Origin of the sequence: Bradyrhizobium sp. 33ap4, assembly GCF_032654765.1 — a bacterium.
GTDB lineage: Bacteria > Pseudomonadota > Alphaproteobacteria > Rhizobiales > Xanthobacteraceae > Bradyrhizobium > Bradyrhizobium australafricanum.
Genome location: NZ_JAUMTJ010000006.1, coordinates 116,062 through 142,199, shown reverse-complemented (window position 1 = coordinate 142,199; position 26,138 = coordinate 116,062). Strand labels below are relative to the sequence as shown.

Genomic DNA, 26,138 nt, shown 5'->3' with positions numbered 1-26,138 from the left:
ACGACCGATTACTCTTCCGCGCTCTTCTGCGGCCCCTCATAGGCAATGCCCCTGATCACGGCGGCATTGCCGAACTTCTTGCGCAGATTGTCCATCGCGCGTTCGGCGTGCGCCGAGCGGCGGTCGAGCATGTCGGAATCGTTGGCCTGCGCGCCCGGGCGCAGCGCGCTGACGCCGGTGCCCATCAGGCGGAAGGCGGTGCCGTCGATTTCCTTCGCGAGCATCTCGCGCGACACCGCAAAGATCTTGGCGGCAAGCTGGGTCGGGGTCTGGATCGATTGCGAACGGGTACGCTGGCGGAAGTCCGCGGTCTTCAGCTTCAGCGTGATGGTGGACCCCGAGAGCTCGCTGGTCTTCAGCCGCGCCGAGACTTTCTCCGACAGTTTCCAGAGCAGTCTTTCCAGCGTTGCGAAGTCGCGGATGTCGGTCTCAAAGGTGGTCTCGCTCGAGATCGTCTTGGCGCCGCGATCGGCCACCACGCTCCGGTCGTCGATGCCGCGCGCGAGCCGCCACAGCCGGCGGCCTTCGCTCGCGAACTGCTTCATCAATTCGTTCTCGTCGGCGCGCTGCAGGTCGGCAATGAGGCGGAAGCCGCGCTGCACCAACTTCTCCTGGGTCGCGGGGCCGACGCCGTAGATGAACCCGACCGGTTTGCTGGCCAGCATCTCGCGCGCCTCGTCCTGGTCCAGCGCGGCAAAGCCCCTCGGCTTGTCGAGGTCGGAGGCGATTTTGGCGAGGAACTTGTTGCAGGACAGGCCGACCGACACCGTGATGCCGATGTCGCGCTCGACATCGCGGGCGAATTTGGCGAGCACCTTGGCCGGGATCATGCCGTGGACGCGCTGCGTGCCGGCGAGATCGAGGAAGGCTTCGTCGATCGACAGCGGCTCGACCAGCGGCGTCAGCGCCTGCATCGCCTGCCGCACCTCGCGCCCGACCCGGACATACTTCGCCATGTCCGGCGGAATCACGGTCGCATCCGGGCAGAGTTCCTGCGCCTTGAACATCGGCATCGCCGAGCGGACGCCATAGGTGCGAGCAATGTAACAGGCGGCCGACACGACGCCGCGCTTGCCGCCGCCGATGATGACCGGGCGGTCGGCGATCTCGGGATTGTCGCGCTTCTCGACGGTGGCATAGAACGCGTCGCAGTCGATGTGCGCCAGCGCCAGTGCGGGCAGGGCGCGATGACGCACCAGCCGCGGCGAGCCGCAATGGCTGCATCGCTTCACCTTGATATCGAGGTCGCCGAGGCAGTCTCGGCAGAAACTGAGGGGGCCGTCGGAAGCTGCCGCTGCCGTCGTCACGGCACGTCGCGCTCCCATTTCGGGTCGCCCAGCGCCTGATGGGCGGCGGCGATATTGGTCGGGTGCAGTTCCGAGGCCCTGGCAAACGCCTTCACGGTGGCGTCGTCGCGCATCACGAAATCGAGCACGCTCGCAAGAAATTGAGGGTTGGACGCGGCGTTCCGCAGCGTCTCTGGACCGATTCCGGTTTCAGCCAGGAACAGGCCCAGCCGCTCGGGATCGCCGGCAATGAAGCCGAGCGCCTGAATCGCAACGATTTCAGCAACTTCCCGGGGGTTGTGAACAGGCTTTTTCAACGCGCCGGTTTGCCTTTCCGTTAACTTATGGTCTCTATTGAGAGGCCCATCATGCCCGAGTCTTCCTCATGTGTTCAAGCAACGGAAACCACGCTGCGGAAGTTGGACTTCGGGTTAACGGGTTAGAGCGATTCTGGCGCTAGTTTGAATTCACATTTTCGACGCGCCCCGAGCGCGGTGCGTGAGGTACCGCAGCCGGGCCCGTCTCCTGGGTTTGGGAGGGACGGGATGGCCAAAACCGTCCTGATCGTGGAGGACAACGAGCTCAACATGAAGCTCTTTCGCGATCTGTTGGAAGCGCACGGCTATCAGACTTCGGGCACCAGCAATGGCTTCGAAGCGCTCGACCTCGTCCGCAAGCTGCGCCCCGACCTCATCCTGATGGACATCCAGCTACCCCAGGTTTCCGGCCTGGAGGTCACGCGCTGGATCAAGGACGATCCCGATCTGCGCGCGATTCCGGTGGTCGCGGTCACCGCCTTCGCCATGAAGGGCGACGAAGAACGTATCCGCGAGGGCGGCTGCGAAGCCTATTTGTCCAAGCCGATCTCGGTCGGCAAATTTATTGAGACTGTCCGACGCTTTATCGGATAGGGGAGTTGTGGTGCAATGTCCGCGCGTATCCTCGTGGTCGATGACGTTCCGGCGAACGTCAAGTTGTTGGAAGCCCGTCTGTCAGCCGAATATTTCGATGTGTTGACTGCCTCCAACGGGACCGAGGCACTGGAAATTTGCGCACGCGCCGAATGCGACATCATCCTGCTCGATGTCATGATGCCTGACATGGACGGCTTCGAGGTCTGCCGCCGGCTGAAGTCGAATCCGGCGACCCATTTCATTCCGGTCGTCATCGTCACTGCGCTCGACAGCCCGGCCGATCGCGTGCGCGGCCTTGAAGCCGGCGCCGATGACTTCCTGACCAAGCCGGTGTCCGACGTCGTGCTGATCGCGCGCGTGCGCTCGCTGACGCGGCTGAAGATGATGACCGACGAACTGCGCATGCGCGCCATCACCTCGCTCGAGATCGGCATGCAGGCGCCCGAGCGCAGCGCGATCGCCGACAAGGGCACCGGCGGCCGCATTCTCCTCGTCGACGACCGGCCGTCGTCCTACGAGAAACTGGCGCCGATCCTCTCCGCCGAACACAACGTCGACGTCGAGATCAATCCGTCGGAAGCCTTGTTCCACGCCGCCGAGGGCAATTACGACTTGCTGATCGTGTCGCTCAGCCTCGACAATTACGACGGTCTGCGGCTGTGCAGCCAGGCCCGCTCGCTGGAGCGCACGCGCCAGGTCCCGATCCTCGCCATCTCAGATGCCGACAACAACACACGGCTGATGCGCGGGCTCGAGATCGGCGTCAACGACTACCTGCTGCGTCCGGTCGACAAGAACGAACTGTTGGCGCGGGCACGCACCCAGATCCGCCGCCGCCGCTACACCGATCATCTGCGCGACAATGTGCAGAACTCGATCGAGATGGCGATCACGGATGCGCTGACCGGTCTCAACAACCGGCGCTACATGGAAAGCCACCTCGCGACGCTGGCGGAGCAGGCCTCGATCCGCGGCAAGCCGCTGGCGCTGATGATCCTCGACATCGACTACTTCAAGGCGATCAACGACACCTACGGCCACGATGCCGGCGATGATGTGCTGCGCGAATTCGCCGTCCGTATCCGCAAGTCGATCCGCGGCATCGATCTTGCCTGCCGCTATGGCGGCGAGGAGTTCGTGATCGTGATGCCCGAGACCGACTTGCATGTCGCCGGGATGGTCGCCGAGCGGCTGCGCCGCTCGATCGCGGGCGAGCCCTTCACCGTCGACAAGGGCGGCAAGCGGATCACCGTCACGATCTCGATCGGTCTCACCACGCTGGAGCGCAAGGGCGAGCAGGTCACCGATGTGCTCAAGCGTGCCGACACTGCGCTCTATCGCGCCAAGCATGACGGCCGCAACCGCGTGGTGTCTGCGGCAGCGTAGCGCGATCTCGTAGCCCGGATGCAGCGAAGCGCAATCCGGGGTATCGCGCCGCTTGCACCAGCTTCCCGGATTTTCGCTGCGCTCCATCCGGGCTACGAAGTGCCCTTAGCGGCCGCGTCTCACCGCGTCATAGGCCATCCGCTTGAACTCGAACGAGAACGGATGGACGAACGCCATCTGGCGCTGCGCCATCATGACGCCGGCGATGCCCGTTTTGGGCGAAATCCACCACTGCGTGCCTGCGACGCCGCCCCAATAGAGCTCGCCGGCGGCGTCGGGATGATCGATCGGGGAGGGGTTGAGGATCAGTCCGCCGGCGAGACCGTAGGTCTTGCCGGGCTGCTCGCCCATCATCGCAAAGCGGATCCATTGGCCCGGCGTGAGCTGGTTGGTCATCGCCTCTGCGATCGTCTCCGGCTTCAGCAGCGTCGGTCCGCCGGGCAGCAGGCTGCGGATCAGTGCGACCATGTCATGCAGCGTCGAGACGAGGCCGCCGCCGCCATTGAAGCGCGGCACCGGGCGCAGATAGGCGCCAGGATAGGGCGCGTTGTCGGTGCGCGTCAGCCCGGGCTTCATCGGGTCCATCAGATCGTCGCCGGCGTAATAGGCGACGAGCCGGTTGTGATCCTTCTCCGGAACATGGAAGCCGGTGTCGACCATGCCGAGCGGATCGAGGATGCGCGCCTTTATGAACTTGTCGAACGGCTGGCCGCTCACCACCTCGACCAGCCGTGCGACCACGTCGATGGCAACGGAATATTCCCACGACGAGCCGGGATGGAACACCAGCGGCAGATCGGACAGACCGTCGACCATGTCGGCGAGCGTCGTCATCGGATTGAGGATCTTGCGCTCGTTGTAGGCCTTGAAGATCGGTGTGCCCGGATCGAACAGGCCGTAGCTGAGGCCGGCCGAGTGGCTCAGCAGATGGCGAATGGTGATCGACCGCTGCGCCGGTTCGGTGTCGTCGATCGACGTCGCGCCCGGCCGCAGCACCTTGCGGTTTCTGAGTTGCGGGATGAAGGTCTCGATCGGATCGTCGAGCCGGAAGCGGCCTTCCTCGACCAGCAGCAGCGCCGCGCAGGAGGTGATCAGCTTGGTGTTGGAGAAGACGCGGAAGATGTGATCGGTGCGCAACGGAATCTGCGCTTCCTTGTCGGCCCATCCGACGCAGCCCGTGTCAGCGATGTCGCGCCCGACCAGAACCGTCCAGGAGATGCCGGACAGGAGATCGTTGTCGATGTAGCGCTGCATGGCCGCGCGCGCCGGCGCGAAATCATAGCCGGTGGCCGTCACCTTCAGATCTTCCATGGTCGTTTCCCCTGTTGTGCCGCAAGTCTTCTAAGTAGCAGGTCTTCGCGCGGTCGCTGCCAATCTCGCCGGACGGAATATCCAGCCGGGAATGCCGTGGCCTGCGGTCGGTGTTAACAACCAAACCTGACTTCCGCACGCAACCGGATTTATCCGGCGCGTTTCTTGCCGGCGGGGGCGGGGCTGCCGACCTTGACGCCTGCATTTGCCAGCAACACGCGCGCGGCTTCCTTGGCCGCGTGCGCCATCGCCGGATCGTCGCGCACCAGATCCTGCGCGATCGAGCCATCGACCAGCAGCGTGAGCTGGGTCGCAAGTCCCTCGGCATCGGCAACGCCGAGCCGCCGCAGCAGATCGCGAAACCAGAGCCGGCGGCTTTCCTTGAAGGCGATTGCGATGTTCCTGAAGGTGCGATCCTCGTCCTCCGGCCCGAGCTCGGCCACCGCGTTCACGAACGGGCAGCCGCGAAAATCCTTCGCCGAGAAGCGCCGCTCCAGCGAATCGAAGGTTGCGAGAATCTGCTCGGCCGGCGGCTTGTCGGAGGGACGCGGCTGCACGAAGCGGCGTTGCAGATAGGCTTCGATCAGCGCGTCCTTCGACGGGAAGTGGTTGTAGAGCGTGCGCTTGCTGATGCCGATCTCGGCCGCGATGGTGTCGACGCCGATGGCGCGAATGCCTTGCAGGTAGAACAGTCTGTCAGCGGTCTCGAGGATCCGCTCCTTCATGGTCTGTTTGGGAGGCGGGGAAGCCATGCGCCAGCCGTGATCCTCTTCGCTTGACAGTCGGCCCCCTGTATAGCCTAAGTGCACAGGTCTGTGTAACCAAAACATGCATGAATCGCAGGCCATGGCACGCGTGCCGTGCCGTTATGGGAGAATAAGAACAATGCCCCTGTTGCAGGTCCTGCGTCCCACCCTTCCCATCCTGATCGGCGCCTCCATCATGCTCACGCTGAGCATGGGGCTGCGGCAGAGCCTCGGCATCTTCATGCAGCCGCTGACGCACGACATCGGCATCTCGATATCCCACTTCACGCTGGCGCTCGCGGTGCAGAACCTCGCCTGGGGTTTTCTGCAGCCGGTCGCCGGCGCGATGACGGTGCGTTACGGCTTTCGCCCGATCATGGTGGTCGGCGCGCTGGCCTACATCGCGGGCCTCGTGCTGATGACGACGGCGCATGGGCTCGTTGCCATCATGATCGGCGCCGGTGTCCTGATCGGCCTTTCGCTCGCCTGCACCGCGAATGCGATCGCAATGTCGGTCTCGGCGCGCGCGGTGCCGGAGACGGTACGCTCGACAGTGCTCGGCATGGTCTCCGCCGCGGGCTCGCTCGGCGCGCTGCTGTCGGCGCCGATCGGCCAGATGCTCAATGAGGGTTTCGGTTGGCGCGTCGGACTTGCCGGCTTTGTCATTCTCTCGATCTTCATGATCCCGGCGGCGTTGTACGCCGGGCGCGTCGACAAGATTCCGCTGCCGAAGCCCGCTGGCGACGACATCGGCAACGCCACCGCGGCGACGGCGGCGAAGACCGCGTTCGGCAACGCAGCCTTCGTGGTGATGACCTGCGCCTACATGGTCTGCGGCATGCAGCTCGTCTTCCTCACCACGCATCTGCCGTCGTATCTCGCGATCTGCGGGCTCGATCCGATGCTGAGCGCGCAGACGCTCGGCATGATCGGCGGCTTCAACGTGCTGGGCTCGCTGTTCTTCGGCTGGGCCGGCCAGCGCTGGAACAAGCTGGCGCTGCTCGGCGCGATCTACATCCTGCGCTCGCTGGCGCTCGCCTGGTACTTCATGCTGCCGGCAACGCCCGGCTCGACGCTGCTGTTCGGCGCGATCATGGGCTTCCTCTGGATGGGTGTCGGTCCGCTGGTCGCGGGCGCGGTGGCCGAGATGTTCGGCTTGCGCTGGCAGGCGATGATCCAGGGCCTCGCCTTCATGAGCCACCAGGTCGGCAGCTTCCTCGGCGCTTACGGAGGAGGGCTGATCTACGACTCGCTCGGCTCCTACACCATGGCCTGGCGCATCGGCGTCGCGCTGGGCCTTGCCGGCGGCATCATCCAGCTCGCCTTCGCGCTGATCCGGCCGGCGCAGCCGCCGCTGCTGAAGGCCGCTTAGCAGAATCCCTGCGAAGCTGGCGGCTGCTCCTTGCGAGGGCAGTCGCCAGATGCTGCCTAGTTTTTGACCGGCCACTTGCCGCAAGAGCGTGCAATGGAGCGCGATGCTGTTCCGGCCGCGGATCGAAGCGATAGCGTTTTCAAAGTGTTACGCGGCGCGCAGTGGTGGCACGAATCTTGTTTCAATTTGGCTAGAAATCGTGCCGGAAACCCTCGCTGAGGGTTCCGGCCTGGGGACTTTGGGAAGGGCTGGCCGCGATGGGGCTAGTCGCCGTCATTCTCCAGCCATCCGCGCACCACGGCCTTTGCCGCGCCGCCGAGCAGGAGGCCCTTGTGCCCTGCGTCGGGCCTGATGCCGCTGCGACTTCGCTGCATCCCGCCACCCGCACCGCGGCACTTCGAGACATCCCGATAGCCGGACGCGCGCTGTCCTTCAGCGCTCACGCTGCGAACGCGCCGCGCCCATTCCGAACGCCAGCATTTCTCTTGTGATGGGAGGTCGATGATGGAGTCTGCGACACACACGCGCCAGAAGCTCGTGAGAATCGTGGTTGCCTTGTTGGGCGTGGCGTTCCTTTGCCTGCTGTTTAACGATCTCGCGCTGGCCGAGGATGCGGCGGCGCCGCCTGCCTGTGGCGGCAAGATTCTCGAGAAGTGCACGCCGAATTCCGGCGACACCGCCTGGATGCTCACGTCAGTCGCGCTCGTCCTGATGATGACGATCCCGGGGCTCGGCCTGTTCTATGGCGGCATGGTGCGCAAGAAGAATGTCGGCGATACCGTGATGACCAGCTTCGCGGTCACCTGCCTGGTCACGATCCTGTTTGCCGTCCTTACCTACAGTCTTGCGTTTCGTGCCGGCACGCCGTTCATCGGCGGCCTCGATCGCCTGTTCCTCAAGGACATCCTGAGCGACATCGGCAAGGGAGGCATCGGCAATCCCAATCCGCTCGCTGCGACGATCCCCGAGTCCGTTTACATCTGCTTCCAGATGACGTTCGCCATCATCACGCCGGCGCTGATTGCCGGCGCGTTTGCCGAGCGGATGAAGTTCTCCGCGATGCTCTGGTTCATCGGGCTGTGGGCGATCTTCGTCTATGCGCCGATCGCGCACTGGGTCTGGGGCCCTGACGGCATATTCTCGGCCGGCAACGACGCTGCGTATGTCAAGGTTCTCGATTTCGCCGGCGGCACCGTTGTGCACATCAACGCCGGCGTCGCGGGCCTGATGTGCGCCATCATGCTCGGCAAGCGCGTCGAGACGGGGCCGGCGCACAATATGGTGCTGACCTTCATTGGCGCCTCGCTGTTGTGGGTCGGCTGGTTCGGGTTCAACGCCGGCTCCGCTGTCACGGCCGGAATGCAGGCGGGCATGGCCATGCTGGTGACTCAGATCGCCACGGCGGTGGCGGGCTTCACCTGGATGCTGGTGGAATGGGCGTTGAAGGGCAAGCCGACCGTCGTCGGAATCTGCTCGGGTGCCGTGGCGGGCCTCGTCGCGATCACGCCGGCCTCCGGTTTCGTCGGGCCGGTCGGCGCTTTCGCGATCGGCATCGCCGCCGGCGTCTGCTGCTACTGGGGATGCACCGGCTTGAAGCGCATGTTCAGCTACGATGATGCGCTGGACTGCTTCGGTGTCCATGCCCTTGGCGGCATCGTCGGAGCGCTGCTGACCGGGGTGTTCGCGGTCGAGCAGTATGGTGGAACGGCAGGTGTTCTGGAAGGAAATCCCGGGCAGTTCCTCAATCAATGCATCGGCGTCGCGACGGTTTTCGTGTATGATGCCGTGGTGAGCCTGATCATCCTGTTCGTGATCAATCTCTTCGTCGGGCTTCGAGTGACGCGGGACATCGAGCGCGAAGGGTTGGATCTGGCACTGCACGGCGAGGTCGTGCAGTAGACTTTGGCGGCATTCCGCGCAGCTGGCGATCTTCGCCCGCTGGCGCGGATTTAAGCTGTTCGAGGTGATCCGATGAACTGGTTCTATTGGAACACAGCGTGGTCGCTGTTCTTCAGCCTCATTTGGTTCATGACGATCACACACAATCCGGATGCAGAGATCGCAGACGCGCATCTGCGTGACGAGGCGTTCAAGGGTTAGCTCCGGTAATAACGCCACATCCTGAGGAACGTCCGGTGGATCTCGTCGGGCGTCCGGTCGAATGGCTCCAGATTGACGCGGACCACGCCACGATGGTCCATGCGCCACGGCAGGCGCATCAACAGCCGGTAGGCCGGCCGCTTGCGCCAATCGGCCACCAGCGCGCTGCCGAGCGGTCCGTTAAGCGCGATCTGCAACTCGTGAACGGTCATCGCGCGCTCAGCGATCTCGACGAGGTCGATGCGCGTGATGGCGCGCCAGCGGATCAGCCCGAAGGCCTGGATGAAGATGCCGTACTGGTTGGCCCCGATCGTCGGACGACCAGCCTCCAGCAGGGGGATGTTGTAATAGGTGAAGCCGCCCGCTGCCGCTGCCGGCGCCAGCCAATAGATCGCGCCCGTGATCCAGGTCGCGGTCAGGAAGATCGCGGCGAGGGCTGCCGTGACATAGACCGGAAAGTAGATGTCCTCGCGGCCGTAAGCGACCGAGTAGCCGCCGACGTTTCCCTCGTCCAAGGTTGCGATCATCTGAGCCCTACGCCCGGGACTGCTCCGGGAATCATGAGGGATGACGCAAGCCTAGAAAGCAAAAACGGGGCCGCGAGGGCCCCGTTTGAAACGTCGGAAGCAGCCGATCTTACTTGATCTTGGCTTCCTTGAACTCGACGTGCTTGCGCGCGACCGGGTCGTACTTCTTCTTGACCAGCTTGTCGGTCATGGTGCGCGAATTCTTCTTGGCAACGTAATAGAAGCCGGTGTCGGCCGTCGACACGAGCTTGACCTTAATGGTGACCGCCTTGGCCATGTGCAAAACCTCGAAAATCGGGGGAATTCGGGAGCCGGCCAAATCGGCCCGCGTTTGGCCCGGAAACTAGCCACAAACCGCTCAAAGTCAAGGATTTCCGAACCAAAACCACCTCGATTCCGGGCCTATTACCCCTCGAAGAACTGATTTTTCGGCCGCGGCAGGCCCAAATTCTCGCGCAAGGTCCGCCCCTCATACTCCGTGCGGAAAATCCCGCGCCTTTGCAGTTCCGGGACCACCTTGTCGACGAACTCGAACAGGCCCTGCGGCAGATAGGGGAACATGATGTTGAAGCCGTCGCTGCCGCGGCCGGTCAGCCATTCCTCCATCTGGTCGGCGATAGTCTGCGGCGTGCCGACGAAGGCGAGCCCGCCATAGCCGCCGACGCGCTGCGCGAGCTGGCGCACGGTGAGCTTGTCGCGCGCTGCGACATCGACGAGGCGCTGCCGGCCGCTCTTGCTGGCATTGGTTTCGGGGATCGGCGGCAACTGTCCGTCGGGATCGAAGCCGGACGCATCGGTGCCGAGGATCACCGACAGCGAGGCGATCGCGCTGTCGTAGTGCACGCGGCTGTCGAGCAGCGCGCGCTTCTCTTTGGCTTCCTCGACGCTGTCGCCGACCACGACGAAGGCACCGGGCAGGATCTTCAGATGCTCGGGATCGCGGCCGATCTTCTCCATGCGGCCCTTGATGTCGGCGTAGAGCTTCTGTCCGTCGGCCAGACTGCCGCCGCCGGTGAACACGGCTTCCGCCGTCTCGGCCGCAAGCTGCCTGCCGTCATCGGAAGCGCCGGCCTGCACGATGACAGGCCAGCCCTGCACGGGGCGGGCGATGTTCAGCGGACCGCGGACCGAGAGATATTTGCCCTTATGATTGAGCACATGCATCTTGTCGGGATCGACGAACAGTCCGGACTCGACGTCGCGCACGAACGCGTCATCGGCGAAGGAATCCCACAGGCCGGTGACGACATCGTAGAACTCGCGGGCGCGCTTGTAGCGCTCGGCGTGCTCCATATGGTCGTCGAGCCCGAAATTCAGCGCCGCGTCCGGATTGGACGTGGTGACGATATTCCAGCCGGCGCGGCCGCCGGAGATGTGGTCGAGCGAGGCGAAGCGCCGCGCGACGTGATAGGGCTCGTCGAAGGTGGTCGAACCGGTCGCGATCAGGCCGATATTCTCCGTCACGGCGGCGAGCGCCGATAGCAGCGTGAACGGCTCGAACGAGGTCACGGTGTGGCTGCGCTTCAGCGCGCTGATCGGCATGTTCAGCACGGCAAGATGGTCGGCCATGAAGAAGGCGTCGAATTTGCCGGCCTCGAGCTTGCGGATCAGCGTCTTGATGTGGTCGAAGTTGAAATTGGCGTCGGGCCAGGCCCCGGGATAGCGCCAGGCACCGGTGTGAATGCTGATCGGCCGCATGAACGCGCCGAGCTTGAGTTGACGCTTCGCCATTGCCCCGTTCCGTCCTTGATGTCGTTAGCGGAACAGATAGGGAGGCGTTTCGCGGCGCGCCATCGGGAAGATTATTTTGTTTTTGGCCGCTCTCTCGACAGTGTCATTCCGGGGCATCGCGCAGCGATGAACCCGGAATCTCGCGCCGCAATCTCGGGATTCCGGGTTCGATGCTGCGCATCGCCTCGGAATGACGAGGATCATACTACGCCCCCAGCACGTCCTTCTGCATCTTGCCGCCGTAGAAATGGAAGAACGGCACCGGCGCGTCGTGGCGGAGCGGCCCGGTGGCGAGACGGCGGTCGAGCTCGGCGAGCACGTTCTTGGTCATGGCATGCGCGTCGGCGAGCGGCTCGGAGCCGATCTCGACCCAGACCAGCTCGACCAGCTCGGCATCGGCATGCACCACGCCCTCGACACGATGCGCGATGGTCGACGCGTCGGCAGTGAAGAAGCGCGTGTCGAAGCGGCGGACGCGGCCAGGCGGGGTGATCGCGCGCGCGATCAGGAACAGGCCGGACGGATCGGGCAAGAGACCAGCGTCGGCGAACGGTGCCCAGGGCCCGTCGAGCTTGTGCGGCTTCTCGACCTTGCGGCCGAGGCAGAGCCCGGTCTCCTCGCAGGCCTCGCGGATCGCGGCGTTGGCAAGCGCACGCGCGCGGCCGGGCGTGATCTTCGGGCTGCCCTTCAACAGATTGGCTTCGAGCTCCGGCGTGATCGGCGCTGCGACCGGCACACGGTTGTCGGCCTTGTCGACGCGGCCGCCGGGGAAAACGAATTTGCCGGGCATGAACACGACCTTGTCGTGACGCTTGCCGACCAGCACCTTCGGCTTGGCGCCGGAGCGATCGATCAGGATCAGCGTCGCCGCATCCTTCGGCCGGAAATACGCATGATGGTCGGCTTCTTTTTCGCCCTGGTGGACGACAGCGGCGGGCGCGGCAGCTTCAGTCATTTCATCCCTTTCATTTCTTCTTGCGGCCCGGTTTAGCTAGACCGGCGGGATGTCGCTAGGGGGATTCTCGTCAAAGCCATGCATGCGCAGGGCCCATTGCAAGCCGATCACGGCTCCCTTCACCGGCTGCAACAGCGCCAGCGATGCGAACAGCGTGAACGGCAGATAGATCGCAAGTTGCAGCCACACCGGCGGCGAATAATTGGTCTCGATCCACAGCGCCATCGGTACCACGATATGGCCGACGATAACGATGACGAGATAGGCAGGCAGATCGTCCGCGCGATGCGGCGTGAAGTCGAGGTCGCAGACCGGGCAATGGCCGTCGCATTTGAGAAACTTGCGGAACAGTCTGCCTTTTCCGCAGCGCGGACAGCGGCAGCGGAACCCGCGCTTCATCGCGCTCCACACGTCGCGCTTCTCGGGCTCGGCCGCCTCGCGAGTCCAGACCACTGTCGGTGGTGTCACTTCCATGACTTGCCTCGCTTCGATTTGCCGGACTTCTGCTGCGCCGGCTTGCGATCCTTCTTGCGCGATTTCCGCTCCTTGTGCGCCTTCTTGCCTGATCGTTTTGGTCCCTTGTCAAATCCGGCGGCACGGCGCTCGGCCCTTACGCTGTCGCGTTTTCTGCCGCGCGGAATTGCCTGACCATCGGATAATAACTCAAATCGCAGCGCGCCGGCTATCGGCGCGGCTTCCACCAGACGCACATCGACGACGTCGCCGAGCCGATACATGGTGCCGCTGCGCGTGCCGATGAGCGCGTGGCGAGTTTCGTCGTAGTTGAAATATTCGCTGCCGATGGTGCGGATCGGGATCAGACCGTCGGCGCCGGTGTCGTCGAGCTTCACGAACAGGCCGGATCGCGTCACGCCGGAAATGCGGCCCTGGAACGAGGCGCCGACCTTATCGGCAAGGAAATGCGCGATCAGGCGGTCGGTGGTCTCACGCTCCGCCTTCATCGCGCGGCGCTCGGTGACGGAAATCTGCGCGGCGATCTCGGCGAGCGTCTCCACGGTTTCATCGGTCGGCAACGCGCCTTCGCCAAGCCCGAGCGCGCGGATCAGCGCGCGATGCACGATCAGATCGGCATAGCGGCGGATCGGCGAGGTGAAGTGCGCGTAGCGGCGCAGGTTCAAGCCGAAATGGCCGTAGTTCTCGGCGGAGTATTCCGCCTGCGCCTGCGAACGCAGCACCACCTCGTTGACCAGCGGCTCGTAGTCCTCGCCGGCAACCTGCGCCAGCACGCGGTTGAATTGCGTGGGACGCAGCGCGCCATGCTTGGTGAAGGGCAAGTCGAGCGTCTTCAGGAATTCCTGCAGGTTGTGCACCTTCTCCTGGCTCGGCTCGTCGTGCACGCGGTAGATCAGCGGCAGCGCCTTCTTCTCCAGCATTTCGGCCGCGGCGACGTTGGCGAGGATCATGAACTCCTCGATCAGCCGGTGCGCGTCGAGCCGCTGCGGCACGATCACGCGATCGACGGTGCCGTCGGCTTTCAGCAGGATCTTGCGCTCGGGCAGATCGAGATCGAGCGGGTCGCGCTCGTTGCGTGCAAGCTTGACCAGCTCGTAGGCCGACCACAGCGGCTTCAGGATCGGATCGAGGATAGGGCCCGTCGTGTCATCGGGCCTGCCGTCGATCGCGGCCTGCGCCTGCGCATAATGTAGCTTCGCAGCCGAGCGCATCAGCACGCGGTGGAAGGTATGCGAGCGCTTGCGGCCGTCGGCGCCGATCACCATGCGCACCGCGAGCGCGCCGCGCGGCTCGCCCGGCACCAGCGAGCAGAGATCGTTGGAGATCCGCTCGGGCAGCATCGGCACGACGCGATCAGGGAAATACACCGAGTTGCCGCGCTGCAGCGCGTCGCGGTCGAGCGCCGAGCCGGGCCGCACATAGAAGGCGACGTCGGCGATCGCAACATGGACGATGAAGCCGCCCTTGTTGTTCGGATCGGGATCGACTTCCGCATGCACCGCGTCGTCGTGATCCTTGGCATCCGGCGGATCGATGGTGACGAGCGGCACGTCACGCCAGTCCTCGCGGCCCTGCAAGGTTGCGGGCTTGGCGTCTTCAGCTTCGCGCAGCGCAGAAGTGGAGAACACCTGCGGGATATCGTGGGTGTTGATCGCGATCAGGCTGATCGCCTTCTCACTGGCGATCGAACCGAGCCGCTCCTTGACGCGGGCGGAGGCGAGGCCGTAGCCGCGGGTGCGGATCAGGTCGACGCTGATGAGATCGCCGTCTTCGGCGCCGCCGCTGTCGGCCTTGGCGATGTTGAGCTCGCGGCCGGCCTGCTTCTTGTCGACCGGGATCAGGCGCCCGCCGCCATCGGGATTGCGACGGAAGATGCCGAGGATCCGGGTGCGCCCGTGATCGATCACCTTGATGACGCGGCCGCGATAGGGTGTGCCGTCTTGCTCGTCCGTGACTTCGACGCGCAGCAGCGCGCGGTCGCCGACGCCGGCGGTGGTCCCGGGCTTCGGCCGCCGCGGCGTCTCGATACGGATTTTCGGGGCGGTGCCGTTCTCGTCCGAGTCCCACTCGGCGGGCGTGGCGATCAGCTCGCCGTCGCTGTCGCGGCCGGTGATGTCGGCGAGCAGGGTCGGTGGCAGCGCCGCCGGCTCGTGGATCTTGCGGCCGCGCTTGGCAATCGTGCCGTCGTCGGCGAGCTCACGGAGGATCCGCTTCAGCTCGACGCGGTCGGCGTTCTTCAGGCCGAACTCGCGCGCGATCTCGCGGGTGCCGACCTTGCCTGGATTGGCGCGGATGAAGGCGACGATGGCGTCCCGGCCCGGAAAGCCATGGTCGGGTTTTCGTTTCACTTATCCTCGTGCCTTGCCGGCGCTTTTCTTCGCGGGCGCTTTCGCTGGTGCCGATGATTTTGCAGGCGACGTCTTGGCACCGGAGGCGACCGGCGCGCGCGCCTTGCTGGTCGCATCCGTTTTCGGCTTCGCCGCGGCTTTCTTCGACGCAGCCTTCTTGGCGGGCTCGGCCTCGCCGTCGCCGTCAGTCTCGGTCGCCTCGGACTTGGCTTTCTTCGCCTTGGCGGGCTTTTCCGCCTTGGCCTTCTTGGCCTTTTTGCCGCCGCCCTTGGCCGCGCGCTCGTCGATCAGCGCGATCGCTTCGGCGAGCGTGATCTGGTCGGGGGTGCGGTCGCTCGGGATCGTCGCGTTGACGCCGCCCGCCGCGACATAGGCGCCGTAGCGGCCGTTCTTCAGCGCGACCGCGCCGAGCGTCGGATGATCGCCGAGCGGCTTGCCGGGATCGGCACCGAAGCGGCGGCCGCTCGGGCCCTTCGCGATCTTCTCCGCGATCAGCGTGACGGCACGGTTCAACCCGATGTCGAAGACCTCGTCGCCGGCCTCGAGGCTGGCATAGGTCTTCTCGTGCTTGACGAACGGCCCGAACCGGCCGAGGCCGGCGGTGATCGGCTGTCCGGTTTCCGGATGCTTCCCGATCTCGCGCGGCAGCGACAGCAGTTTCAGTGCCAGTTCGAGATCGACATCGGCCGGTGAGGTGCCCTTTGGAATGCCCGCGCGCTTCGGCTTCTCGCCTTCGGCGTAATCCTTCTGCTCGCCGAGCTGGATGTAGGGGCCGAAGCGGCCGGCCTTCACCGTGACATCGAAGCCGGTGTCGGGATCGGTGCCGAGCACGCGGTCGGCGCTCTCGGCGCTGTCGGCCGCGAGCGGACGGGTGTAGCGGCATTCCGGATAATTCGAGCAGCCGACGAAGGCGCCGAACTTGCCGGCCTTGAGGTTGAGCCGGCCGGTGCCGCAGGTCGGGCATTGCCTGACGTCGCCGCCATCCGCGCGCGGCGGATAGATATGCGGGCCGAGCATCTCGTCGAGCGCGTCGAGCACCTCGGCGACGCGCAGGTCCTTGATGTCGTTGACCGCGCCGATGAAGCCGCGCCAGAAGTCCTGCAACACCTGCTGCCAGGCGATCTCATTGTTGGAGATGCGGTCGAGCTGCTCCTCGAGATCGGCGGTGAAGTCGTATTCGACGTAGCGCGAGAAGAAGTTCTCCAGGAACGCGACCACGACGCGGCCCTTGTCCTCGCCGTGCAGCCGCTTCTTCTCGAGCTTGACATAGCCGCGGTCCTTCAGGACCTGCAGGATCGAGGCGTAGGTCGAGGGGCGGCCGATGCCGAGCTCTTCCATCCGCTTCACCAGCGAGGCTTCCGAAAAGCGCGGCGGCGGCTCGGTGAAATGCTGGGTGACGGCGAGGCTCTGGCGCTTCACGGCCTCGCCCTCGCTCATCGCGGGCAGGCGGCGCGAATCCTCGTCCTCCTCGTCGTCGCGGCTTTCCTGATAGAGCGCGAGGAAACCATCGAACTTGATGACCTGGCCGGAGGCGCGCAATTCCAGCACGCGGGAGCCGGCCTTGGCCTCGATGTCGACGGTGGTGCGCTCGAGCTCGGCCGACTCCATCTGGCTCGCAATGGTGCGCTTCCAGATCAATTCATAAAGCCGCGCCTGATCGGCATCGAGCCGTCGGCCGATGGTGGCCGGGCGACGCGACAGATCGGTCGGGCGGATCGCTTCGTGCGCTTCCTGCGCGTTCTTGGCCTTGGCCTGGTACTGGCGCGGGGCGTCCGGCACGTAGGCGTTGCCATAGTCCTCGCCGATTACCTTGCGCGCCTGCGTGATCGCTTCGGGTGCGATCTGCACGCCGTCGGTTCGCATATAGGTGATGAGGCCGGTGGTCTCGCCGCCGATGTCGATGCCCTCATAGAGCCGCTGCGCGATGCGCATGGTGTGCGCCGGCGCGAAGCCGAGCTTGCGGCTCGCTTCCTGCTGCAGGGTCGAGGTGGTGAAGGGCGCCTGCGGATTGCGCCGCGCCGGCTTGGCCTCGACGGTCGCGACCTTGAACAGCGCGGCTTCGATCGCCTTCTTGAAATCCTCGGCTTCCGCGCCGGAGCCGATGTCGAGCCGTGCGATCTTCTTGCCGTCGGCGCCGACCAGCCGCGCCTCGAAGGCATCGCCGCGCGGCGTCAGCAACGTCGCGACCAGCGACCAGTACTCCTTCGGAACGAACTTCTCGATCTCGAGCTCGCGGTCGCAGACCAGCCGCAGCGCGACCGACTGCACGCGGCCGGCGGAGCGGGCGCCGGGCAGCTTGCGCCACAGCACGGGGGAGAGGGTGAAGCCGACCAGATAGTCCAGCGCACGGCGCGCCATATAGGCGTCGACCAGCGCGCCATCGATCTGGCGCGGCGCCTTCATCGCCTCGGAGACGGCCTGCTTGGTGATGGCGTTGAACACCACGCGCTCGACCTTCTGGTCCTTTAGCGCGCGCTTCTCCTTCATCACCTCCAGCACGTGCCAGGAGATCGCCTCGCCCTCGCGATCGGGGTCGGTTGCGAGGATCAGACGGTCGGCACCTTTGAGCGCCTTGGCGATGTCGTTGAGCCGGCTCGCGGCCTTGGCATCGACCTCCCAGATCATCTGGAAATTGGCGTCGGGATCGACGGAACCATTCTTGGCCGGGAGGTCGCGAACATGGCCGAACGACGCCAGGACCTCGTAGGAGGACCCCAGATATTTGTTGATCGTCTTGGCCTTGGCCGGCGACTCCACAATGACGATATTCATGTCATTCCAATAGCTTACGGGAAAACTTGAAGGTGGGTTCCGCTAGACTCGCGGCCCGCCGTGTCGGGGCGAACATGGGTGCTGGGGCGGTCCCTGTCAAATCGCCAGATATTGAAGGGAGGCGCCAAGCTGTGGAGTTTCTATCCCAAGGGTTGCGAAATGCGTCCTAGAGTTGCGGCCGGAAAGGGCTTATCTCTTTATATACAGCGTAGGAATCGGATTAGGCCTTTTGAGCAGCACAGGGGGCGGCCGGAAGCGCAAGGCGTCCGGCGGGCGGCGACCGGCGGGCGACGAGACGGCTGGGGAAGGCGGCCCCGACGATGCCCTGGTCCTGATCGCAGGCGCCGCGACCTAACTCGCCAAACTCGCCCGGCGCCACAAACCGAAGTCCTCGACCGCCTGTTCGCGATGGCCCGTCTGGAGGCCGACGAGCAGCTGCGCTCGCGCAGCCGGAGGAAGCTGTCGTGAGGGGCGTTACGGGAAGCAGGGTCGGCCGTCGTCCTGGCGAAAGCCGGACCCATAACCACCGCATTTGATCATGAACGGGATCGCGGCCCCAGCGTCGCGCAATAACTCTCATTTTGGGTAATGGGTCGTTTCGCCAGGACGACGGTGGGGATGGACCGCAATTCAAGATGTCAAACAGCGCGGTGCGGCGAAACAGAAGTCGTGATTTGCGACCCTTCCTGGAGAAAGGAAGAACGCTAGCTCGCGCCACATCCACCGCCGTCGTCCCGGCGAAGGCCGGGACCCATACGCCGCGGCGGGTGTTGAGAACGGGACTCGTCGTCCCAGCATCGTTCAACAATCCGCATTTGTGGTTATGGTCCCTGCTTTCGAACGCAGGGACGACACCCAATATGGGTCGTCGTATGTGAGTCATACATCCGCATCCTCGCGACGCGAGGCGTATTCGGATAAAGCGAAATATTTTCGCGGGCGAGGATTGACAAGTTTTTGGTGAGTTGCCCGTCGTGTCGTACCAGCAACACCCGTCCTACGCACTCACGAGGCGCCGCGCGCGCTTCGCTGCAGGCCGCGGCTTCAGCGTCGTATCCGCGGCACCCAGCACGCGTCCATCCTGCGAATAGAGCGCGAGCTTCTTCACCGGCTTGCCCTTGTCGCGGTCGACCAGGATGGTCGCGATCTCGTCCGGATGCTCGTCGAATTCCTCGGTCCATTGCCGCAACGCGACCAGGATCGGAAAGATGCCGTGGCCCTTCGGCGTCAGGACATATTCCTGATAGGCGCTGCCGTCGGAGGCGGGGACCGTCTTCAGGATGCCGCGTTCGACCAGCGTGCGCAGCCGTGTGGCAAGGATGTTTTTGGCAAGCCCGAGGCTCGCCTGGAATTCGCCGAAGCGGCGCCGGCCGAGGCTGGCGTCGCGGATGATCAGGAGCGACCACCAGTCGCCGAACACGTCGAGCGCGCGTGCGACAGGACAGCTGTCGCCTGCAAGGCTGGTTCGTTTCACCGGCTGTCTCCAGGAGTTTGGGCCATCACGACCTTGTGTGGTTGCAATATTAAACCGTATGCCTTAGCTAGGCAAAGAAGTTTAATAATGCAACCAACTGGAGGCGGAAATGAGACTGGCGAACAAGACGGCGTTGATCACCGGCGGCAACAGCGGCATCGGGCTCGCGACAGCGAAGCTGTTCGTGGCGGAGGGCGCCAAGGTCGTCATCACCGGGCGCAACAAGGAGACGCTTGCGGCGGCATCCAGGGAGCTCGGGCCGAACGCGCTCGCAGTGGTGGCTGATGCCACCGACGTCGCGGCGCTGGAAGCCGCGGTGAAGCAGGGCGCCGAGAAGTTCGGCAAGTATGACGTTCTGTTCGCCAATGCCGGCATTCCCGGCCAGACGCCGGTGGGCGGCACCACGCTGGCCGCATTCGAGAATGTGATCCGGACCAATCTCACCGGCGTGTTCTTCACGGTGCAGGCGGTCGCGCCGTACCTCAACGACGGCGCATCGATCATTCTCAACGGCTCGGTGATCTCCGTGCTCGGCAATCCCGGCTACTCGGCCTATGCCGCGAGCAAGGCCGGCGTGCGCGCGATGGCGCGGGTGATGGCGTCAGAATTCTCGCCGCGCAACATCCGCGTCAACGTGGTGGCGCCGGGCGCGGTGCGCACGCCGATCTGGGGCGCGGCGATCGCGACGCCCGAGGCCGAGAAGATCTTCGAGCAGCGGATCGGCAAGACCACGCCGCTCGGGCGGATCGGCGAGCCCGATCACATTTCAAAGACCGTGCTGTTCCTGGCGTCCGACGACGCCGCGCATGTGCAGGGGCAGGAGCTGTTCATCGATGGCGGTGCAACGGCATCACCGGCGGGCGCGCCGATCTATCGCGGATAGAGCCTTTCCGTTCCGATTAAATCGGAACGCGGCTCTGGTTTTATTCTGACGCGTTTTCTTCACGCGAACCGGTATCCACTTCGCTCGAAAACGCTCTGGTTTGTTTCTCATTGTATCGAACGGCCGGTGTGAAGCGTTTCATACCGGCCGGTTTGGCTTGCGACTATCATCGCGCGCATTGAACCTTTGACGTACTGCCCGGACTCCTGAATGGGCGGGGAATTTTTCACCACGGAATCATTTGGAGTGCCGCCATGCCGAAAGCAGCCCGCATTTCGACGTCGATCCCGGTTTCGCCCGCATCCGAAAGTTCAGATACGACGCAGTTGGTGACGGTCGCGCTGTTCTCCGGCATCGGCCTGTTGATTTCGCTGGTCGCCGTCATCCTCGGCATACAGGGCGTCTGGTTCTGAGTTCGTCCACCTGAACGGCCTGCCGCCGCCAGGCGACGGCAGGCACTTTGAATCACATCAGGCTGCGTTCAGGCTGCCGGCGGCCTGCAGCGCGCCCGCAACCGCCTTTTCGCGATGCTCGGGGCCGACCTGGATGCCGTCGGCGGGGATGAACTCAACATTCCTGACGCCGATGAAGCCGAACACGCCGCGCAGGTAGGTCTCGAGGTGCTCGAGCGCGGCCATCGGCGTGTCGGCGCCGTAATAGCCGCCGCGCGAGATCGCGATGATGACGCGCTTGTTGCCGGCCAGTCCCTCGACGCCGCCGGCGCCATACTTGAACGTCTTGCCCGCGACCAGGATGCGGTCGATCCAGGCCTTGAGCTGGCTCGGAATCGTGAAATTGTACATGGGCGCGCCGATCACGACGATGTCGGCGGCGAGGAACTCGTCCAGCACCGCCTGGCCGGTCGCGATGTCGTCGCGTACCGACGGGTCCGGCGCCGCGCCCTGGCTGGCGGCGAGGTGCAGGCCGGAGAGGTGGGCGAGCGGCGTCTGGCTGAGGTCGCGGTAGCTGACGACGAGGCCCGGATTGGCCTGGCGCAGCCGCTCGACGGCAGCGGCCGAGACCTGGCGGCTGACGGAGTGGGGGCCGAGGACCGAGGAATCGATGTGCAGAAGTTTCATGGCTGGGGTCACCTTTGGTATAGGTTTGTAACTGGCGCTATATGAGTGACCGCCCTAAATCTCCGCAAGAACGCACATTTTTGAAACCCGAGCACACCAATGGAACCCGAGCACATCGATGTAACCGCCGAAACCGGCCTGCCGCGTGGTCCCGGGACGCATCAGGACTGCCGCGGCGTGGCCTCGGTGCTGTCGCGGGTCGGCGACAAATGGAGCGTGCTGGTCATCATGCTGCTGCGCGATGGACCGCGCCGCTTCAACGAGCTGAAGAGGACGATCAACGGCATCTCGCAGCGCATGCTGACCTTGACGCTGCGCGGCCTGGAGCGCGATGGCCTGGTGACGCGCACGGTGTTTCCGACCATTCCGCCGCGGGTCGACTACGAGCTGACCGATCTCGGGCGCGGACTGGCGGTGCCTGTGATGGCGCTCGGCGAATGGGCGTTCGCGCATCTGCCAGAAATCGAGGGCGCGCGGAACGATTTCGACGCGCGGAATGGCGAAGGCTGAGTTCGGAGCCTTCGCGTTCGGACAAGCAGACCCGTCATCCTGAGAGCCTGCGTAGCAGGCGTCTCGAAGGATGCACGGCCACCAGTCGAGCCGTCGATCCTTCGAGACGCGCTGCGCGCTCCTCAGGATGACGGACAGGCGTTTGCGCGAGCGAGATATTCAGCTCGTCAAATCATCGACACCAGCCCGCCGCCGTGGCGTTCGAGCCTGCCGGCGAGCTCGAGCTCGAGCAGCACGGCGCGGACAACGGCCGGCGACACGTCAGCCATCCGGATCAGATCGTCGATGCTGATCGGGCTCGGCCCGAGCAGGTCGATGATGCGCGCGCGATCGCCGCTATCAGTGGCAAAGTCCAGCGGCTCGTCGTCCTCGCGCGCGCCAAGCATCACCGGCCGCTCCATGATCGGCGTCACCGCGCTGATGACGTCGGCGGCTTCGGTGACCAAGGTGGCGCCTTGCTTGATCAGATCGTTGGCGCCGGCGGCGCGCGGATCGATCGGCGAGCCCGGCACCGCGAACACCTCGCGGCCCTGTTCGGCCGCCATCCGCGCAGTGATCAGCGAGCCCGAGCGATGCGCGGCCTCGACGATCACGACGCCGAGCGAGGCGCCCGAGATCAAACGATTGCGACGGGGAAAGTCGCGCGCCCGCGGCACGTGGCCGAGCGGCATCTCCGAGATCGCCGCGCCATGCTCGAGCAGGGCGGCCAGCAGATCCTCGTGCTCTGGCGGGTAGATCCTGTCGTGGCCGCCGGCGAGCACGGCGACCGTGCCGCTGGCAACGGTGGCGCGGTGCGCTGCCTGATCGATGCCGCGGGCGAGGCCCGAGATCACGACAAAGCCGGCATCGCCAAGATTGCGCGCCAGGGTGCCTGCAAATTTCAACCCGGCGCCGGAGGCATTGCGGGAGCCGACGATCGCGATCATCGGCCGCGTCAGGACCTCGCGCGCGCCGCGCACGGCAAGCAGCGGCGGCGCGTCGTCGATGGTGGCAAGCCGCGCCGGATAGTGCGCTTCCTCCGGCGCGACGAGATCGATGCCGAATTTGCGGCAGGCCGCGAGCTCGGCGGCGGCGTCGGCCTCGCTGCAGATCCGCCCGGGGCCGGAGGCGCCGCCGCGGCGCGCGAGGTCAGGCAGGCGCTCCAGCGCGTGCGCCGCATCGCCAAAATGGCGGAGCAGCGATGCAAAGGTGCGCGGGCCCGGTATTATGGCGCAAACGCCACAAGGGCACGCGCCGAATGCCGTCCATTTGAAAGGAATGGACGATGCGTGGGTTTTGGAAGTTGGCGGCTGCTACGCTGATCGCTTTAATCTGCGTAGCTTGGCATCCAGTGGTGATTCAGAAAGAGAGTGTCTTTCGGGACGTTGTAACCGATGGTGACGGGGACGAGGTAGTCGATTCCCGGCTCATCAGGCATCTTCTTGAGATCGTAGAATCTGATTGTTCGAGCACTTCTTGGACCGGAGCGATATCTTACCATTACGACGACATAGATCGTAACCTCTTTGCCGACTGCCACGTCGTTGGCTTCTTGGCGGGTAAGCTTGAGCTTTCTATTTGGCGCAAATTCCGCATTGGGAAAAAGGAGTTGCCCCATTGCCTTGGATGGCGGTTCATCGATTGCGTCCGAGATAGTATAGTCCCGCACGCCCCTTTTGATCGCGACGATTTTGGCATCTACGACCACATCTTGGGCTGGAACGGTCCCGATGTTTTTGACGTTCGTTTTGATAATCAATTCGCAACCGGTCTGATTCCAAACCAAGTCACTGTCCGCAATGGTTTCCTCATTGAGCCAAGCCCTCTGCGAGGCATGAAGCGCGTCAGCCCCTATCCGATTAGCCTCGCGTGCGGCACCGATAGATGCCCGCATATCGCGGGACTGGGCATCAGCGGTTTCCCGCGAGAGCTCGATTTGACGCTCTCCGGCCTCCCACAGTCTGTCCGTCGAGGCGCGCAGGTCTCCGGTGGTGCTTACCAATCGATAAGTTACGAACGTCAGGAGAGCCGTGAAGAGAGCTACGAACCAATCTGGAGTGTGATTCAGAAAGGTATCGTACCAACTGCCTTTTTGGTGTCCTTCGGCGTGCTGTTCTTGCTGCCCGGCCGGGCGGCCGGATACGGCGTGCTGCTGTTCGGACTTGGCTGGCTGGGCCTCATAGTTTGGTACGGCCTTTTGCGGCTGGAATAGGAAAATACCGGCCCAAAGAGCCGTAGCGACCAAAAAGCCCAAAACAATCTCAGGAACGCGATGCATAAATCGATTTGACCACCGAAACGCATCGATACTACCTGTTGGGGTTTTGAAAGCGCAATACACCCAAGAGCTAATGCTGCGCCGCAATCTAACGAATTCGTGACCTAACGAAAACGATAGATTTCTTGACCTTGGGTCTAACCTATCATATTCGTTACCTATCGTATTCGTTAGGTAACGACCGTGTCCCAACACTTCCTTCTCAGCAAAGCGGCAAAGACCCTGAGCCTAGCTCAGGTCTTCCGCATGACTGACGCGGAAGCCGAGACGGCCTTCAAGGCGATCCGTTGGGCTGATACCGCTGGCGCTCCTGTATGCCCGTCCTGCGGCTCCGTAGAGGCTTACGAAGCCCGCCGTCCGAACGGCTCCCTGCGCTTCCGCTGTAAGGGCTGCAAAAAGGACTTCACGATTACCAGCGGCACGCTGTTCGCCAGCCACAAGCTGCCCCTGCGCGGCTATCTGGCGGCCATCGCCGTGTTCTGCAACGAGGTGAAAGGCAAGTCCGCGCTGGCGCTCAGCCGCGACCTGGGGCTGTCCTACAAGTCCGCATTCGTCCTCCTACACAAGCTGCGCGAGGCAATGGCGGAGGAGTTGAAGGGGCGCGTCATCGGTGGCGAAGGCAAAACGGCTGAAGTAGATGGCGGCTATTTTGGAGGTTATGTAAAACCAGCAAACCAGAAAGAATATCGCCGCGATCGCCGATATGCCCGCAATCAAAATGGGAAACGGAAGGTCGTCGTCGTCGTCCGTGAGCGCGGCGGCAATTCTGTGCCAGCAGTGTTTGGCTCTGAAAGCCAAGCCGCCGCTTTCATCCGTGCCCGCATTGCGAAGGGGACTGTCGTTCATGCCGACGAAGCCGCTTCTTGGGATGGTTTACACGAACGTTTTGAAATGAAACGAATCAACCACCAAGAAGCATACTCCTTGGACGGTGCCTGCACTAATCAAGCTGAGGAGTATTTCAGCCGCCTGCGTCGCGCCGAGATCGGTATCCACCATCATATTGCTGGCGCGTACCTGCTTCGCTACGCGCAGGAGTCCTCATGGCGTGAGGACAATCGCCGGGTCTCGAATGGCGATCAGGTGAACCGGATTGCCGGGCTGGCGCTGAAGCGCGGCAAGTCGGTGGATTTCACTGGATATTGGCAGCGGCACATCACCGATTGATCATGTTCTTGCGTGCTTGAGATGCACGCTCGCGTCTCTCTCTTCGGGTGAGTCTGCCCGACCGAGGCGGCGGCGGCGGAGCCTCTTCGGTTTTGCTACGCTGCAGGAAGGCTCCGGCAACCGTCACAATGCCCGTTCCGCTCAGGACCCCAATGGCCAAGTTCTCATGGCCGCTCATGGCTAGATAGACTCCAGCTCCAAGCATGGCGGCAACTAGGGTGACCGCCGCTCCAATCCCAATCGCCGGAAGCCAGAACTCAGTCCCAGCGCTGTACTTCTCCATGTGATGGCGGTGCTTCTGTTGGCGCACCGCCATATCTAAAATCTCGCGAGCCGAACCCGGGCAAATTTCCTCGTAACCGGCAAAATCCTCCACGGCCGGGAGAGGACCAACATGGGATTTTACGATTTCGGTTGTGACTTGCTGGAGAACGATCTGCGCTTTCGCAGGATCGACACGGACACCTTGCCGTTCGAGGATTTGCGTTAGCCGTTCAGCGGCCTCAGTCTCAGGCGCGTCGCTTTTCACGAGTGCCCGACCGGACTCCTCCGTGACTGTCGGCACTTCCTCGGATGAACTTTCCGACATCTTTCCACGCATCCCCCAACCCCGTGGTCCGTGTCTGGCCCGCCTCAGACAGCAATCCGGACATGAGGAGACACGGTGCCGATAGGCCCATTACTAGCCCGTCAGCAAACGTCCGAGCCCGACGCCGCTTGGGCTGGGTCTTGACAGGTTCACTCACGGAAGGCTCCTCCACAGGTGGTAGTAGTGATGTCGTACACGTTAGATCAGTGTCAACCCGTCACAACGTCGTAATATGACGAAAGTTCATGCCTTATATA

24 protein-coding genes and 1 pseudogene are annotated in these 26,138 nt (G+C 63.9%); 9 read left to right on the top strand and 16 right to left on the bottom strand.

Annotation, left to right across the window (positions count from 1 at the left end):
• Nucleotides 1-8: 8 nt before the first annotated feature.
• Nucleotides 9-1,325, bottom strand: a complete 1,317-nt coding sequence (locus Q2M23_RS06835) for a DNA polymerase IV (protein WP_316395035.1) — start codon at nucleotides 1,323-1,325, stop codon at nucleotides 9-11.
• A complete protein-coding gene (locus tag Q2M23_RS06830) occupies nucleotides 1,304-1,603 on the bottom strand; it encodes a DUF3572 domain-containing protein (protein WP_076834488.1) in 300 nt (99 codons plus the stop codon). The genes Q2M23_RS06835 and Q2M23_RS06830 overlap by 22 nt, the downstream gene beginning before the upstream one ends.
• A 228-nt stretch (nucleotides 1,604-1,831) precedes the next feature.
• On the opposite strand from Q2M23_RS06830, the gene Q2M23_RS06825 reads away from it, so the two are divergent.
• Nucleotides 1,832-2,197, top strand: coding sequence for a response regulator (locus Q2M23_RS06825; RefSeq protein ID WP_028336390.1), 366 nt, complete (start codon nucleotides 1,832-1,834; stop codon nucleotides 2,195-2,197).
• A gap of 15 nt (nucleotides 2,198-2,212) precedes the next feature.
• On the top strand, nucleotides 2,213-3,586 hold the full coding sequence (locus tag Q2M23_RS06820) for a PleD family two-component system response regulator (RefSeq protein WP_168857442.1): 1,374 nt from the start codon (nucleotides 2,213-2,215) through the stop codon (nucleotides 3,584-3,586).
• A 105-nt stretch (nucleotides 3,587-3,691) separates the two neighbouring features.
• Here Q2M23_RS06820 and Q2M23_RS06815 read toward each other — a convergent pair whose 3' ends face one another.
• Both Q2M23_RS06815 and Q2M23_RS06810 read right to left on the bottom strand, forming a co-directional pair.
• Nucleotides 3,692-4,897: a serine hydrolase domain-containing protein gene (locus tag Q2M23_RS06815; RefSeq protein WP_316395031.1), complete on the bottom strand. Its 1,206-nt coding sequence runs from the start codon at nucleotides 4,895-4,897 to the stop codon at nucleotides 3,692-3,694.
• A gap of 149 nt (nucleotides 4,898-5,046) precedes the next feature.
• Complete coding sequence (locus Q2M23_RS06810; RefSeq protein ID WP_253623776.1) at nucleotides 5,047-5,649, bottom strand: TetR/AcrR family transcriptional regulator; 603 nt, start codon at nucleotides 5,647-5,649, stop codon at nucleotides 5,047-5,049.
• 133 nt (nucleotides 5,650-5,782) lie between these two features.
• On the opposite strand from Q2M23_RS06810, the gene Q2M23_RS06805 reads away from it, so the two are divergent.
• The 3 genes from Q2M23_RS06805 to Q2M23_RS06795 all read left to right on the top strand — a co-directional run bounded on the left by Q2M23_RS06805 (nucleotide 5,783) and on the right by Q2M23_RS06795 (nucleotide 9,115).
• The gene (locus tag Q2M23_RS06805; protein WP_057020799.1) at nucleotides 5,783-7,015 is read left to right on the top strand and encodes an MFS transporter; all 1,233 of its coding nucleotides are present in this window, start codon (nucleotides 5,783-5,785) and stop codon (nucleotides 7,013-7,015) included.
• Nucleotides 7,016-7,516: 501 nt separating this feature from the next.
• Nucleotides 7,517-8,914: an ammonium transporter gene (locus Q2M23_RS06800; protein ID WP_274612836.1), complete on the top strand. Its 1,398-nt coding sequence runs from the start codon at nucleotides 7,517-7,519 to the stop codon at nucleotides 8,912-8,914.
• 72 nt (nucleotides 8,915-8,986) lie between these two features.
• Nucleotides 8,987-9,115 carry a hypothetical protein gene (locus Q2M23_RS06795; protein ID WP_256527872.1) on the top strand — a complete coding sequence of 43 codons (129 nt, stop codon included), beginning with the start codon at nucleotides 8,987-8,989 and terminating at the stop codon, nucleotides 9,113-9,115.
• On the opposite strand, the gene Q2M23_RS06790 is transcribed toward Q2M23_RS06795, so the two are convergent.
• The 8 genes from Q2M23_RS06790 to Q2M23_RS06755 form a co-directional block, all read right to left on the bottom strand.
• Entirely contained in the window at nucleotides 9,112-9,630 is a 519-nt protein-coding gene (locus Q2M23_RS06790; RefSeq protein ID WP_316395028.1) for a hypothetical protein, read from the bottom strand. The two genes, Q2M23_RS06795 and Q2M23_RS06790, sit on opposite strands and share 4 nt — an antisense overlap.
• A gap of 121 nt (nucleotides 9,631-9,751) precedes the next feature.
• Entirely contained in the window at nucleotides 9,752-9,919 is a 168-nt protein-coding gene (rpmG, locus tag Q2M23_RS06785) for a 50S ribosomal protein L33 (RefSeq protein ID WP_018271988.1), read from the bottom strand.
• Nucleotides 9,920-10,047: 128 nt separating this feature from the next.
• On the bottom strand, nucleotides 10,048-11,373 hold the full coding sequence (locus Q2M23_RS06780; RefSeq protein WP_316395026.1) for an LLM class flavin-dependent oxidoreductase: 1,326 nt from the start codon (nucleotides 11,371-11,373) through the stop codon (nucleotides 10,048-10,050).
• A gap of 205 nt (nucleotides 11,374-11,578) precedes the next feature.
• A complete protein-coding gene (locus tag Q2M23_RS06775) occupies nucleotides 11,579-12,328 on the bottom strand; it encodes an NUDIX hydrolase (protein WP_141342741.1) in 750 nt (249 codons plus the stop codon).
• A 36-nt stretch (nucleotides 12,329-12,364) separates the two neighbouring features.
• Nucleotides 12,365-12,802: a DUF983 domain-containing protein gene (locus Q2M23_RS06770; protein ID WP_018271985.1), complete on the bottom strand. Its 438-nt coding sequence runs from the start codon at nucleotides 12,800-12,802 to the stop codon at nucleotides 12,365-12,367.
• Complete coding sequence (gene rnr / locus Q2M23_RS06765; protein WP_310885861.1) at nucleotides 12,793-15,150, bottom strand: ribonuclease R; 2,358 nt, start codon at nucleotides 15,148-15,150, stop codon at nucleotides 12,793-12,795. The genes Q2M23_RS06770 and rnr overlap by 10 nt, the downstream gene beginning before the upstream one ends.
• Entirely contained in the window at nucleotides 15,151-17,922 is a 2,772-nt protein-coding gene (gene topA, locus Q2M23_RS06760) for a type I DNA topoisomerase (RefSeq protein ID WP_057020795.1), read from the bottom strand.
• Between the two features lie 997 nt (nucleotides 17,923-18,919).
• On the bottom strand, nucleotides 18,920-19,396 hold the full coding sequence (locus Q2M23_RS06755; RefSeq protein ID WP_057020794.1) for a winged helix-turn-helix transcriptional regulator: 477 nt from the start codon (nucleotides 19,394-19,396) through the stop codon (nucleotides 18,920-18,922).
• Between the two features lie 109 nt (nucleotides 19,397-19,505).
• Between Q2M23_RS06755 and Q2M23_RS06750 the strand changes: the two genes are divergently transcribed.
• Together Q2M23_RS06750 and Q2M23_RS06745 are read left to right on the top strand one after the other, a co-directional pair.
• The gene (locus Q2M23_RS06750; RefSeq protein WP_229163205.1) at nucleotides 19,506-20,279 is read left to right on the top strand and encodes an SDR family NAD(P)-dependent oxidoreductase; all 774 of its coding nucleotides are present in this window, start codon (nucleotides 19,506-19,508) and stop codon (nucleotides 20,277-20,279) included.
• A 254-nt stretch (nucleotides 20,280-20,533) separates the two neighbouring features.
• Nucleotides 20,534-20,692 carry a hypothetical protein gene (locus Q2M23_RS06745; RefSeq protein ID WP_168858167.1) on the top strand — a complete coding sequence of 53 codons (159 nt, stop codon included), beginning with the start codon at nucleotides 20,534-20,536 and terminating at the stop codon, nucleotides 20,690-20,692.
• A 57-nt stretch (nucleotides 20,693-20,749) separates the two neighbouring features.
• Here the strand turns inward: Q2M23_RS06745 and Q2M23_RS06740 are convergent, their stop codons facing one another.
• On the bottom strand, nucleotides 20,750-21,358 hold the full coding sequence (locus Q2M23_RS06740; RefSeq protein WP_018271979.1) for an FMN-dependent NADH-azoreductase: 609 nt from the start codon (nucleotides 21,356-21,358) through the stop codon (nucleotides 20,750-20,752).
• A gap of 99 nt (nucleotides 21,359-21,457) precedes the next feature.
• Between Q2M23_RS06740 and Q2M23_RS06735 the strand changes: the two genes are divergently transcribed.
• Nucleotides 21,458-21,868 carry a helix-turn-helix domain-containing protein gene (locus tag Q2M23_RS06735; protein ID WP_316395021.1) on the top strand — a complete coding sequence of 137 codons (411 nt, stop codon included), beginning with the start codon at nucleotides 21,458-21,460 and terminating at the stop codon, nucleotides 21,866-21,868.
• A gap of 167 nt (nucleotides 21,869-22,035) precedes the next feature.
• On the opposite strand, the pseudogene dprA reads toward Q2M23_RS06735, so the two are convergent.
• Together dprA and Q2M23_RS06725 are read right to left on the bottom strand one after the other, a co-directional pair.
• A pseudogene (gene dprA / locus Q2M23_RS06730) lies at nucleotides 22,036-23,067 on the bottom strand (DNA-processing protein DprA); the annotation flags it as partial.
• A 107-nt stretch (nucleotides 23,068-23,174) separates the two neighbouring features.
• A complete protein-coding gene (locus Q2M23_RS06725) occupies nucleotides 23,175-24,125 on the bottom strand; it encodes a hypothetical protein (protein WP_316395019.1) in 951 nt (316 codons plus the stop codon).
• A 183-nt stretch (nucleotides 24,126-24,308) separates the two neighbouring features.
• Between Q2M23_RS06725 and Q2M23_RS06720 the strand changes: the two genes are divergently transcribed.
• On the top strand, nucleotides 24,309-25,292 hold the full coding sequence (locus Q2M23_RS06720; protein ID WP_316395017.1) for an IS1595 family transposase: 984 nt from the start codon (nucleotides 24,309-24,311) through the stop codon (nucleotides 25,290-25,292).
• Here the strand turns inward: Q2M23_RS06720 and Q2M23_RS06715 are convergent.
• Nucleotides 25,282-25,881 (bottom strand): DUF2335 domain-containing protein, encoded by a 600-nt coding sequence (locus Q2M23_RS06715; RefSeq protein ID WP_316395015.1) that lies wholly within the window; start codon nucleotides 25,879-25,881, stop codon nucleotides 25,282-25,284. The two genes, Q2M23_RS06720 and Q2M23_RS06715, sit on opposite strands and share 11 nt — an antisense overlap.
• Between the last annotated feature and the right edge of the window lie 257 nt (nucleotides 25,882-26,138).